13 protein-coding genes are annotated in these 12,156 nt (G+C 68.9%); 5 read left to right on the forward strand and 8 right to left on the reverse strand.

Translation table 11 applies throughout. The features are described 5' to 3' along the window. Positions 1-17: 17 nt before the first annotated feature. Positions 18-1,274, reverse strand: coding sequence for an acyl-CoA dehydrogenase (locus ABZ845_RS15460; RefSeq protein WP_360978745.1), 1,257 nt, complete (start codon positions 1,272-1,274; stop codon positions 18-20). Between the two features lie 448 nt (positions 1,275-1,722). Here ABZ845_RS15460 and ABZ845_RS15465 point away from each other — a divergent pair, with 448 nt between their 5' ends. Further along, positions 1,723-3,582, forward strand: coding sequence for a M1 family aminopeptidase (locus ABZ845_RS15465; protein WP_360978748.1), 1,860 nt, complete (start codon positions 1,723-1,725; stop codon positions 3,580-3,582). Positions 3,583-3,780: 198 nt separating this feature from the next. Here the strand turns inward: ABZ845_RS15465 and ABZ845_RS15470 are convergent, their stop codons facing one another. From ABZ845_RS15470 to ABZ845_RS15485, 4 genes are all read right to left on the reverse strand, one after another. Next, positions 3,781-4,218 carry a hypothetical protein gene (locus tag ABZ845_RS15470; RefSeq protein WP_360978751.1) on the reverse strand — a complete coding sequence of 146 codons (438 nt, stop codon included), beginning with the start codon at positions 4,216-4,218 and terminating at the stop codon, positions 3,781-3,783. A gap of 207 nt (positions 4,219-4,425) precedes the next feature. Further along, the gene (locus ABZ845_RS15475; protein ID WP_360978754.1) at positions 4,426-5,199 is read right to left on the reverse strand and encodes an MgtC/SapB family protein; all 774 of its coding nucleotides are present in this window, start codon (positions 5,197-5,199) and stop codon (positions 4,426-4,428) included. A gap of 1,863 nt (positions 5,200-7,062) precedes the next feature. Continuing rightward, positions 7,063-7,569: an ANTAR domain-containing protein gene (locus tag ABZ845_RS15480; protein WP_360978757.1), complete on the reverse strand. Its 507-nt coding sequence runs from the start codon at positions 7,567-7,569 to the stop codon at positions 7,063-7,065. A gap of 24 nt (positions 7,570-7,593) precedes the next feature. Further along, the gene (locus ABZ845_RS15485) at positions 7,594-7,767 is read right to left on the reverse strand and encodes a hypothetical protein (protein WP_360978760.1); all 174 of its coding nucleotides are present in this window, start codon (positions 7,765-7,767) and stop codon (positions 7,594-7,596) included. A gap of 120 nt (positions 7,768-7,887) precedes the next feature. Here ABZ845_RS15485 and ABZ845_RS15490 point away from each other — a divergent pair, with 120 nt between their 5' ends. Next, complete coding sequence (locus tag ABZ845_RS15490; RefSeq protein WP_360978763.1) at positions 7,888-8,238, forward strand: helix-turn-helix domain-containing protein; 351 nt, start codon at positions 7,888-7,890, stop codon at positions 8,236-8,238. A gap of 114 nt (positions 8,239-8,352) precedes the next feature. Here ABZ845_RS15490 and ABZ845_RS15495 read toward each other — a convergent pair whose 3' ends face one another. Next, the gene (locus tag ABZ845_RS15495; protein ID WP_360978766.1) at positions 8,353-8,787 is read right to left on the reverse strand and encodes a hypothetical protein; all 435 of its coding nucleotides are present in this window, start codon (positions 8,785-8,787) and stop codon (positions 8,353-8,355) included. Continuing rightward, a complete protein-coding gene (locus ABZ845_RS15500) occupies positions 8,784-9,218 on the reverse strand; it encodes a MarR family transcriptional regulator (RefSeq protein WP_360978769.1) in 435 nt (144 codons plus the stop codon). The genes ABZ845_RS15495 and ABZ845_RS15500 overlap by 4 nt, the downstream gene beginning before the upstream one ends. A 249-nt stretch (positions 9,219-9,467) precedes the next feature. Here ABZ845_RS15500 and ABZ845_RS15505 point away from each other — a divergent pair, with 249 nt between their 5' ends. Then, on the forward strand, positions 9,468-9,887 hold the full coding sequence (locus ABZ845_RS15505; protein ID WP_360978772.1) for a CBS domain-containing protein: 420 nt from the start codon (positions 9,468-9,470) through the stop codon (positions 9,885-9,887). A gap of 144 nt (positions 9,888-10,031) precedes the next feature. Here ABZ845_RS15505 and ABZ845_RS15510 read toward each other — a convergent pair whose 3' ends face one another. After that, positions 10,032-10,997, reverse strand: a complete 966-nt coding sequence (locus ABZ845_RS15510) for a pirin family protein (RefSeq protein ID WP_360978775.1) — start codon at positions 10,995-10,997, stop codon at positions 10,032-10,034. Positions 10,998-11,159: 162 nt separating this feature from the next. Between ABZ845_RS15510 and ABZ845_RS15515 the strand changes: the two genes are divergently transcribed. Together ABZ845_RS15515 and ABZ845_RS15520 are read left to right on the forward strand one after the other, a co-directional pair. Then, positions 11,160-11,657, forward strand: a complete 498-nt coding sequence (locus ABZ845_RS15515; protein WP_360978778.1) for a MarR family transcriptional regulator — start codon at positions 11,160-11,162, stop codon at positions 11,655-11,657. Beyond that, a complete protein-coding gene (locus tag ABZ845_RS15520) occupies positions 11,654-12,091 on the forward strand; it encodes a MarR family transcriptional regulator (RefSeq protein WP_360978781.1) in 438 nt (145 codons plus the stop codon). The genes ABZ845_RS15515 and ABZ845_RS15520 overlap by 4 nt, the downstream gene beginning before the upstream one ends. Positions 12,092-12,156 lie beyond the last annotated feature (65 nt).

Here is a 12,156-nt window from a genome sequence, read left to right on the forward strand (position 1 = left end):
GCCTCCCCGCGGGTGCCTCAGTTCCAGGGCGCGGACGGGACGCGGCCAGTGCTGAGGAAGTGCTCCCCGACGGCGCGCAGCATGGGGCCGGCCGGTCTGTGCCCGGCCAGGGCGCGGACGTTGCGCCAGAACCGGTCCAGTCCTTCGGCATCGGGGAGCGAGAGCTCGAGCACGCGTTCACAGACCCGCGGGGCCTCGCGGACGGTGACCGCTTCGGCTGCGGCCACATGGGCTGTGGTGTCCGCGCACTGATCGGGGCTCAGCTTCCGCCCGGCGGCCACGGCCCGTTCCATGGCATCCGTCGCGCGGTGCAGTACGGATGCGGCGGTGTGGGTGGCGAGCGCCGACTCGCCCAGGGCAAGGAGGAGATCCGCGTCCCCGCCCGGAACCGGGGGAAGTCCGCCCGCGCCGGTCAGTACGGCGTCGTTGCTCTGCCTCTGGTGCGCCAAGGCCCGGCTGAGGTCCCTGGCTTCGGCGAGGGCGCCCTGGGCCGCGCCGAGGGCGGCATGCGCCAGCATGAGCCGCAGGGCGAGCGGCGCGAGCGCGGCATGAGGCGCGATGACGTCCTCGTCGGGTGTGGTGGTCCCGAGCACCGCATCCGCGCCGAGTGTGACATCGTCGAAGTGGACCGTACCGGCGCCGGCGAGCCGCTGGCCGAACCGGTCCTGCCACAGATCACGGCTGATGCCCGGCAGGCCCGGGTCCACCAGGACCACCATGCACTCGTTCGTCGGGACGCACTCGGCATCGAGGACGAACCGGTCGGCCACGGTGACCGCGGAGGCCAGGTCCCGCTGTCCGCGAAGGCGGTACCCGTCGGCGGTCGGGGTGAGGGTGAGGGCGTCTTCGGTGCCGCGGGGCAGCTGTCCAGAAACGTCCGGGGACCCGATGGCGCCCGACCACAGCCAGTTCTCCCGCACGGCGCGGGCTTCCAGCGCTTCGGCGTGTTCCGGCGTGGCGTAGAACCGGGCGGTCCAGGACAACGCGTAGTGGCGTGCGAGGAGTTCGCCCACGGAAGTGTCCGCTGCGGCGATCCTGCGGACGATGGCACCGGCGTTCCGCCAGCCCGTTCCGCGTCCCGAGGCGCAGGGCGGCGTGAGGACCGACGGCAGGCCGGACTCCCGCAGCCGCGCCACCTCGCCGTACGGCGGCTTGCCCGCTCGGTCGCGGTCCACGGCGTCCACCGCGAGGTCGTCCGCCACCTCGCGGGCGACGCGCTGCCAGAAGTCCTCGGGCTCGGCGGGTACTTCCTCTCCCGGAGCGGCGCCGCTCATCGCCGTCCCCCGGCCCCGCACGCAGCGAGTGCCCTCACGGTCACCTCACACTATTCCTAGTTTTCCTATCGAATTAATAGGGAACATCGTCGCGCGAACGACGGCTGTTCGGCAAGCGCGGTCCGCGACCGGCCACGGGAACCGATGCGCGTCAGCCATCGCGGCGGCCGATGCGCGCGGGTCGTCGCGGGAGGCGGCAGGTCGGCCCAATACGGTGACGGGGGCACTCGCCTTCCGGGGACCGCAGGGTAGTGGCATGTTCTTGTCAGATCTGTCACTCTTCCGGCAGTGCGGCCGACGCCCTACCCCAGAGGAAACGCGGCCGACACCTCTCTCCACCGATCACACAACCGTTTCGCGCAGCCCGCGGCCCAGCGTCGGCGCACCCTTGCCGGACAGCGGCCACCGAGCAGGCCGGAAACCCCCGGCCGCGTCAAAGGAGTTCCGTGTGAGACAGACCCCCCACAAGGGCCTCGCCGCCGGCGCCATCGCCTTCGTCGCGCTGGCCGCCGTGTCGCTCCCCGTCGCACCTGCCGCGGCCGCGCCCCCCGCGGCATCCCCGGCCGCGACCTGCACCCCTGCCCAGCTGGTCGCCAACGGCGGCTTCGAAAGCGGCACTTCGCCCTGGAGCCAGTCGTCGACCAGTGTGATCACCAGCCGGTCCGGCCAGAGCGCGCACGGCGGCACGTCCTTCGCCTGGCTGGACGGTACGGGCGGGACGCATACCGACACCCTCTCGCAGAGCGTCACCATCCCGTCCGGATGCGCCCACGCGACCCTGACCTTCTGGCTGCATGTCGACACAGCCGAGACGACCTCGTCCACGCAGTACGACAAGCTGACGGCCAAGATCGGCAGTACGACGCTGGCGACATATTCGAACCTCAACAAGAACACCGGATACGCGCAGAAGTCGTTCGACGTCTCGGCGTTCGTGGGCCAGACCGTCACGATCGCCTTCACCGGCACCGAGGACTACAGCCTCCAGACGAGCTTCGTACTGGACGACATCGCCCTCGACACCTCGGGCGACTCGACCCCGCCCGCCGACTCCACCCGCACCCCGGCGTCCCCGTCGTACACCGTCAGCCTGAGCAGCGACTCCAGCGGGACCACCTGGACCGGCCACGAGAGCGCCACCTTCACCAACGCCTCCTCCACCGCGCTCAGCGAGGTGTATCTGAGGCTGTGGGACAACTACCACGGCACCTGCTCCGCCCCTCCGATCACGGTCACCAATGTCACCGGCGGCTCGGCGGGCGCCCTCTCGGTCTCCTGTACGGCCCTCCAGATCGCTCTTCCGGCCCCGCTCACGCAGGGGCAGACCGCCACGATCGGCTTCGATCTCGGCATCACCGTCCCCAGCGGTGCGGACCGGTTCGGACACGACGGAGCCTTCAGCTTCATCGGGAACGCCCTGCCCGTACTGGCCGTCAAGGACGGGGCGGGCTGGCACCTGGACCCGTACACGAACAACGGCGAGTCGTTCTACTCCCTGGCCGCCGACTTCAAGGTGACCCTCGACCACCCCAGCACCCTGCTGGTGCCCGCCACCGGTACGTCGTCCGACACCCCCGGCTCCAGCGGACGCACCATCACCACGGCCACCGCCTCCAAGGTCCGTGACTTCGCCTGGGCGGCCGGTCCCTTCACCAAGATCTCCGGCACCTCGCCCGCCGGCACACAGGTGAACATCTACTCCGTCTCGGGCATCGGCTCGTCCGACGCGCAGTCCATGCTCAGCACGGCCAAGTCCGCCGTCGACAGCCACGCCTCGCGGTTCGGCGCCTACCCCTACGGCGAGCTGGACGCGGTGATCGACAACAACTACTGGTTCGGCGGCATGGAGTACCCGGGCTTCGTGCTCGACCTGGTCAGCACCACGGCGCTCACCCATGAGATCGCCCACCAGTGGTGGTACGGGATCGTCGGCGACGACGAGTACACCAGCCCCTGGCTGGACGAGGCGTTCGCCGACTACTCCACCGACCTGGCGCTGGGCAAGACCGGCACCAGCTGCTGGAACAGTGTCTCCTGGGCTTCGTCGGCGGAGAAGATCACCAACTCGATGGCCTACTGGGACGCCCACTCCTCCCGGTACTCCACCGTCGTCTACGGCTACGGCAAGTGCGCCCTGCACGATCTGCGGCGCGTCCTCGGTGACACCGCCATGGCCAAGGTGATGAAGGACTACGCCACTTCGCACTGGTACGGCGTCTCGACGACGGCCGAGTTCAAGGCCGCCGCCCAGGCCGCCACGACCACGGACCTGACCTCGTTCTGGTCGACGCACCGTATCGACGGCTGACTCGGCCCTCGAGGCACGGTCGTGCACCGCGGAGGGCGCCAGGTGCCCTCCGCGGTGCCGTCCAGCTTACGGCGTGATGAAGCGTCACCGTTGTCGGGCCGCAGCCGACTCGGCTGCGGCCCTGCGTGCGTTCGCGGCGGGGCGGGGCGGTTCCCGGGCGAGCGCGGTGTCTTCAGCCAGGCGGTTCGGCGCGGATGCCTACCGCGAGAGCTCGGCGACCCTCCACTGCTGTACGAGCAGCGGGCAGTGGTGGCCCGGCGCCGTGGTCACACAGCGCCTGTTCGCCGTCAACGACGCATGGCCCACGTGTACCACCTTGAACAGCGCGTCGCTGTCACCGTTCGGCGAGGACGCTCCACTCACCTTGCTGAGCACGTCGGGGGCGCTGCTCGCGGGAACGCTCCATACCCACTTGATCCCGTCTCCTCTCTGCCCAGTGAGGTGGACCTTGACGGAGTCGCCGACCTTCGTCACGACGGCCTTGCCGGCGTCGCTGTTGGTGAGGGCGACCGTGGCCGCGGCGGGGCCCGCCACCGGCACCGGGTGGTGCTCTCCAGGCGCTGCGGACGCCGCCTGTGCGGCGGTCAGTGTCAGCGAGGCAGCCGCAGCCGCCAGCGCGATCCGGGCAGTGTTCATGGTCTTTCTCCTCCGGTTGGTCTCACGGATGCCGGCGAAGGCCGCACGCAGCGCGGCGGACCGGATGACCGGCACGATCATGAAGAGCCAACGAGTACCGTCCCGTCGGGAAACGGTCCGGCGGTCCTCCGGCTGCGCAGGCCGAGAGCGCCGGGACGGTTCCGTGACGGCGGAGCCGCCCGCGGATTCCGCAAGCTCCGGCGCAGGTCACTCGCCGACAAGCGGGCTGGTGGAGCAGGCCAGAACGCCGGGCACCGCGACCAGCCGGGCCGTCAGTTCGCGGGTGTCGCCGTGCCCTTCGACAGTCAGCAGGATCTCGACCGCACGGTCTGCCTGCATCTGGGTCTGTCCGGGGGTGTCGGAGCCGAGCGGCCTGATCCTGGCGCGCTGCTCCGCATGGACCATCGTCACGAGTTCGACGATGGAGAAACCCGATTTGGAGACCTGCCGCACCAGCGCGTGGAGCGCGCCCGAACCGTCCATATAGGAGATGCGGTACCGGACAGGAGCCGCCCGCAGGAGCGGCAGCCGGTGCAGCAGCGGCGCCAGCAGATACGAGACCACGAAATAGGCGGCAGTGGTGAGAGCCGCCAGTACGGGAAGCCCCGCGGCGGCGGCCGACCCGACCGCGGCGGTCAGCCAGATGCTGGCGGCGGTGGTCAAGCCGCGAACCGAGCCGTGCTGCATGAAGATCAGACCGGCTCCGATGAAGCCGAGCCCCGAAACGATCTGGGCGGTGACACGGGAGGGATCCAGAACCACCTGCCCCGGGTACAGCACGTCGGTGAACCCGTACTTGCTCACCTGGGTGAACAGTGCCGCACCGACGCCGACGATGGTGTAGGTGCGCAGCCCGGCCGCCTTCTGGCGGATCTCGCGCTCCGCGCCGATCACGCCGGACAGCAAGAAGGCGACCGCGAAGTCGGCGGCCTGTGACCACCCCTGGCCCGACGGCTCGACAAAGGATTCGAGGATCGACACCGCGCCATGATCCCGCTCATGCCGAGCACGCAGTACCCGCCACACGGGTGCGTCGGGCCGCCGCGTGAACATCGCGCACGCTCGCACCTCACGATGACCGCACGCGCGGAAGTCCGTGTGCTGGACGGCCGTTGCGTTCCTCAGGGACACCACGGGCACTCGACCCCATATGCACCGAACAGCAGATTCTGCGACAGTTCCCAATGAAAGATATGTACCTTCTCTGACTTGTCGTTATTTATACTGCTATCATCTCGCATCGTGAGGGGTCACGTGAACAGCCTCAAAGACGCGCTGCGCATGCCGCGGCGCCAACTCGTACTGGGTGGAGCGCTGATCGCCGCGCTCGTTGTGCAGTCAGCCGCGCTTTTCGATCAACAGATGCAGATCGACGATCTGCAGGAACAGCACGTGGAACTGCAGGGAATGCACCTCAAGCCCGGGCCCACCGGCCCGACCGGTCCCGCAGGCCCGGAAGGCCCCAAGGGTCTGGACGGCAGGGACGGGAAGGACGGAAAGGACGGCACGGACGGCCAGGACGGCCAGAACGGCCAGAACGGCCAGAACGGAACGGACGGAACCGCGGGGAAGGACGGCGCGGACGGCAAGACGGTCACGGCATCGCCCAGAGCGCGGAGGCGTCGCAATCGCTCTTCCAGAAGGGCCATGCCGGCCAAACCATCCGTCAGGGGCGAGCAGAGTCCGGGGCCTTGCGGACCCGGAGAATACCCGCAGCCGGGACCGACCGCGCCGGACTGCCGGCCGACCCGATAGTCAGTCAAGAGAGAATTCTGGAGCGTTCAACGCGCGCTGCCGCCACACACCCCTGTGAATGCACGCGACACAGGGGGCCGTTGCTGCTGCCGCGACGGCCCCCAGAGGCCCCCATTCCTCAAATCCCTAAAAACCAACTCCTCTCTGCGCGTTCACCGGAAGGCGAGCCAGTCGGGTGACACTCAGGCGGGCGCACTCCTGTGGTGTTCGTGCAAAACCCTCCGCCGATCGATATTGGCACTTCATGGCAGAACGGTGCAGGCATGTTCCGCCACGACACTTCAGCTCGGCATTGTTTCCTGAGGGTGATGTGGGGAATTTCGAGAAATGAAGGCTTCACTTCGGAGGGTTCGCCTCAAGGCCGTCGGTCGCCTCTTGGTCGTAGGCACGCTCGCCGCGGTACCGGCTGTGGTTCCCGCGTCGGCAGCCGTTGCCGACGCGATCGAGAGGGCGGCCAGCGGTAATGGCCCGAAGGGCACTTTGAGTGCGGAGTTCAGGCCTCGGGGACTGCTCGCCACTGGTGACGAGCAGCGCGGTCGACGAGGGCCGGGGCCCGATGGGCCGGACGACCAGCACGGCGACGACCATGGGTCGCACCGGCCCAAAAAGCCCAAGCATCCAAGTGGTACACAAGGTCCGCAAGGCGCGCAGGGAGCGCAAGGGGCGACGGGGGCTCAAGGCGCCACCGGTTCCGGCTCTCAAGGGTCCCAGGGCATCCAGGGCACTCAGGGGGCGACCGGCCCTGAGGGTTCCGGAGCGCAGGGTGCGCCGGGACCTCAGGGGAACACGGGGGATCAGGGAGCGACAGGGGCCCAAGGCACCGCCGGTTCCCAAGGATCGACAGGCGCCCAGGGCGGCTTGGGCGCCATCTCCGCGTTCCCAGGAGGTGCTCGCCCCACCGGTTATCAGTCGCAGCTGGCCAGCAACACCTGCGCCAGCGACACGAGCGTGGTGTACGCGATCTGCAGAGCGTGAACTCACCGAACCGCTGACCCGGACCAACCACTGAGTCCCCCTCTCGTGCTGAGGGGGACTCAGTGGCACATCCGCCGCAGGCGGTGGCCCTCATCGGCGAAGAGTGCACCAGCGTCAGGGGCGAGGAACGGCTCCCCCGGCCGAGACTCCGGCTGTCGCCGTCAGCTGTCTCAGGACCGCATCCGGCAGGGGTGTGCCCCGAGCGGTCGTCACCACCTGCCTGGCCACGTGGTGCAGCTTGGTGTTGGTGTTCTGGGAAGCGGTGACGAGTACCTTCCACGCCTCGTCGGCGTTCAGGCCGAAGGACGCCATCAGGATTCCGCGTGCCAGATCGATGTCCGGCCGGGTCCGCAGTGCCCGCCGGAGCTGGACGACCTCGGTCTGCAGGAGTCTCTCGTCGGAGTTCCGGGGCCCGGGTTCGCCATCGACCGGACCGGTGTCGTCACGCGTGACCGCGAAGAGGGCGTAGGTGTCCGTGAAGGTCAGCAGGCGTTCCGCGGCCGGGCTGGCGGCTGTGACGACCACCGTCTTCCCCACTGAGACCGCCTGACCGTGAAGAGCCAGCAGTACGTTCAGAGCGGAGCAGTCCACCAAGGCCAGCTCGCCGAGGTCCAGATCCACTCCTTCGGCCGACCTCGCGAGGGCCTATCGCAGGGCGTGCTGAAGGTTCTGGCTGTCGTCGAGGCAGAACTCACCGGTCACGGCGACGGGCACGCGGCTCCCGTTCGACCCTATGTGCACCTGCAAAAGACCGGGAGATGGTGCGCGGTCGGCGCCCTCCTCGTCCGTGAACGGTTCGTCGTAGGACGGTTTCGGCATGAGCACCTCCTCCGCATTGCCCCTCTTCAGGCTCATACACTCCCCGTAAGGCGTCAAGGCTTACGTGAATTTGCTTTCGTGTTTTTGGATGCGTGAACTTGCGGCCGTACGATTTGTTTCATGATGCGTGCAGACGGAGTCCCCGAGCCGCACGCCGGGTGGACGTTCCTGACCAGTCACGCGCGCGTATTGGCGAGCATCGCCGACAATCGCAGCGCGCGGATCCGTGATATCGCCGCGCGCTGCCGGCTCACCGAGCGTGCCGTCCAGAAGATCATTTCTGATCTGGAGCGGTGCGGTTACCTGTCCCACACCCGAAAGGGGCGCGCCAACCATTACAAGATCGATCCGAGCAGGGTCCTGCGCCATCCGGCCGAGGCCGGCCTGACCGTGGCGTCCCTGCTGTCGATGCTGGTCAGGGACGAGACCGAGCGCCAAGGCATTGTCGAGCAGGCCAGGGCCGAACCCTGAGCGCCGGTCCACGACCGCGATTCGTTCGTTCAGGCATCCCTTCGGGCCCGCGCGCCCCGGATTCCGAACTCCACGCCATAGTGCGCCTCGACCGGCCGGGGCCCGGGCGGACCGCTACCCGTCGGCACGCCACCAGGGGAAGGGCGCGAGATCGGGTTCGACCCAGCCGGTCCGGGCCCGGGTGTCGGCCAGCGTCGAGGACCGGTAGAAGCGAGTGAGCAGCTTCTTGTCGAGCAGCGCGGGGTGCTGTTCGACGAAGGCGTCGAAGTCGGCCGTGTCCGACCGGCCCGCGTGGTGACCTACCAGCTCGACCCATGCCCGGCTGACCGTGGCGTTGTACTTCTGGGGGACGCCGGCGTAACGGGCGGTGCGCTGGATGCCGTCACTGATCAGGTCCACCGCCATGTCGGTTCCGTATCCGCGGACGGCAAGCCAGGTCAGGTGCACGTGCTGGCGGTGTCCGAACCGCTCGGCGGTGGCCATCACCTCTCCCATGAGTTCGGTGAACGATGAGGACACCTCATGTGCGCCGTGGCCGTCGACAGTCATGCCCCCTCCTTGATCAACGCATCCGCGACGGCGTAGAAGCCAGCGCTCGCCTCGGCGGGCAGACCGTCCAGCGCGCGGCTCTCAAGATCAGCCAGCGTCTGTCTGATCAGGGCTGCCGCCGCACGCCCGGACTCCGTCAGCTCGATCAACACCGAGCGCCGGTCGCCGGCCCGCGTGCCGCGAGTGATGTGACCGCGGCGCTCGAGCCGGTCGAGCACGCTGGTCAGCGTTGTGGGGCGGGTGCCGACAGCGGCGCCCAGCTGAGAGACGGTGCGGCCCTGACCATCGGCAAGGTTGGCCAGCGCGTTGATCTCGGAGGCGGTCAGGTCGAGGTCGACGAGTTCGCCCGCGATCAGCTGCAGGGTGGCATGGGTCGCGCGCTGCAAGGTCAGCAGCACCGACCGCTCGGATGAGACGTTTTCGGACTTCACGTTTTCGGATACTACGATTTCGTTCCAATGGAAGCAAGTCCACCTGCCGGGCGGTAACCGGGATCCCGGACAGGCACTCAGGCGCATTCAGGGGCCTCGCCCTGGGTGCGGGCGCCGCCATGGCGCGGGGAAGAAGGCGGAGCGTTCTTCCTGCGCCGGTGCTGTCGGTTCTCCTGTGCGGGCACGTGCGTCGTGGGTACCCGGCGGCGGAGCGGCGAACTGCGCCGTCCCGACGGAAGGGAAGACATCATGACCCAGCACGTGCGCGACATCATGACGAGTGCGCCGGTGACGGTCGGCCCCCAGGCATCCGTGGCCAACGTGGCCCGGCTGATGCGTGACCAGAACATCGGCGCCGTCCTGATCACCGAGGAGGATCGCCTGTGCGGACTGGTGAGCGACCGAGACCTGGTGGTGCGCGCCTTGGCGCAGGGTGTGGACCCGGAGCAGACGACCGTGGCCGACGCCTGCAGCGAGGATGTGGTCACCATCAGCCCGGATGACGATCTGGAACGCGCTGTCGACATGATGCGGGAGCACTCTGTCCGTCGCCTGCCTGTCATCGAGGACGACCACCCGGTCGGCATCCTCTCCCTCGGGGACATGGCGATCGAACGGGACCCCCGGTCGGCACTCGGCGGCATCAGCGCCGCTCGGCCCAACACATAGCCATGGCCTGACACGAGTCAGTCGCCGTGCGTACGAGAGCTTGCCGGCCGCAGTCCGGCAGCTCATTCCCCGCCTGTCGGCTCAGCACCATCAACAGCGCCCGGCTGCGACCCCAAGAGCCGACGCTGCCCACGCAATGCCGGGTCAGCGCACCCGACCACGAGGCTTGAGGGGGACGGACGGGAGTTCAGGGGCGGACAGCGGTGCGCCGTCGTAGCCGTGGACCTCGCCGAAACGGGTGCCTTCCGTCCAGTCCTTGCGGGCCTGTTCGACCTCGTCGCCGGTCCGGGCGACGAAGTTCCACCACATGATCAGCTCCTCCTCGAACGGTTCCCCGCCGAGGAGCATCAGACCCGCGTCCGACTCGGCGCGCAGCGGAAGTTCGGTGCGGCCGCAGCCGAGGTAGAGCATCGAGCCGGGCACCATCGGCACGCCGTCCACATGGGCCTCGCCGGACATCGACAGGACCGCGTACTCGAAGTCGGCGTCCAGCGGCAGGCGTACGTCCGCTCCGCGCGTCAGGGCCACGTCCGCGCCCACGATCGGGGTGTACGTCGTTCCGGGCGAGGTCGCGCCGTCGACCTCACCGAGCATCAGCGTGGCCTTGAGGCCGGGCGCCGTGACGACGGGCAGCTCGGCATGGTGTTCGAAGTGCGGCTCGGTGTGCCGATGGCTGTCCGGCAGCGCCACCCACAGCTGCGCGCCGTGGAGGAACCGCGCATGAGACGCGGGACTCTCCTCCGAATGGCTGATCGCCCAGCCCGAGGTCATGAGGCCCAGCTCGCGCGGCCTGATGGTCTGCAGGCCGCCGGTGGAGTCGCGGTGCAGCACCTCGCCCTCGTGCAGCCAGCTCACGGTCTGCAGGCCCATGTGCGGATGCGGCGGGACCTGCATGCCCGGCTCGCCGGCGATGTCGTCAGGGCCGTAGTGATCCACGAAGCACCACGCCCCCACCATGCGACGGCCCAGGTTGGGAAGCAGCCGGCGGACTTCCGTCGACTCACCGAGCTGGACCCGGCGCGGGCTGAGGAGCTCACGCACCGGCTCCGCCACCACGAACCCGCGGCCACCGCACACGGCCGGCACCGCCTCGCGATCAAGATTGCTCATGCCGCACAACCTAGCCCCGCGCACGCACCCCCGTCAGTCCCACCACTCGTCCGCGCAGAGGGAAGTGGACGCAATGTGCCGCCAGGTGTCCACCGCGGAACCTCCGGCGCCCCTCAACCGAGACAGTAGCCATGTACATAATAGCCATGTACCTTATCTGTCATGAGTACAGCACCCGAGGGCGCGACGCCCGGCTTCCTCGTCTGGAGGCTCTCGACGAAATGGCGTGTAGCCGTGGACAGGGCGGTCGCGCCCCTCGGCCTCACACACGCCCAGTACTCACTGGTGGCGACGCTGTTCGGCATGCACAGCGCCGGACTGCGCCCCAGCCAGCGGCAACTCGCCGACCACACCGGGCTGGAGGCGCTCTACGTCTCCAAACTCGCCCGCGCCCTGGAGGCGGCCGGCCTCGTGGACCGGGCACGCGACCCGGACGATCCACGGGCCGTGCGGCTCTCCCTCAGCACTCACGGGCACGAGGTGGCGCGGCAGGCGACCGGGGTGGTCCAGCAGTTGCACGAGCGGTTTCTCCAGCCACTCGGTGGCGTCGACAGCACGCGCACCAAGAACTTCGTACGGGAGTTGCACGCACTGCTGGACGCGCCGCTCGACCCGTCGTCCACCGCCGGACCCACCGGCACCGAGAAGGAGCAGCCATGACCGACACTCCCGTCATCGACGGCCGGCTTGTAGGCCTTGCGCACTACGCAAGCCGCGCACTGCTGGAGCAGGTCCTCACCTCCACCGGCGTCACCTTCACCGAGTCCGCGATGCTGCGGGCGCTCGAGGACCACGGCGGGCACTTGGACAGCACCGTGCTGGTGACACGGGTGACGAAGGCGCTCGGGAACGCCGACGGCCAGGCGGCCCACGCGGCCGCGGAGCGCCTCATCGCCGACGGACTGCTGGACTCGGCCACGGACGGGGTGTCCATGACGGACGCCGGCCGTGCCGTGCTCGAAGAGGTACAGGCCGGCGGGCGGAAGGTCGCCGCCCGGCTGTACGCGGACATTCCACGGGCGGACCTCGAGACCGCCGGGCGTGTCCTGACCCTGGTCCTCCAACGTGCGAACGCCGAGCTGGAGTCCTCATGAGCGCTCTCCGCGCGATGAGCGGCACGCCCCAAGAGTGATGGAATATGCAACCAACCTGAACCGTT

Source organism: Streptomyces sp. NPDC047022 (assembly GCF_040644155.1).
Lineage (GTDB): Bacteria > Actinomycetota > Actinomycetes > Streptomycetales > Streptomycetaceae > Streptomyces.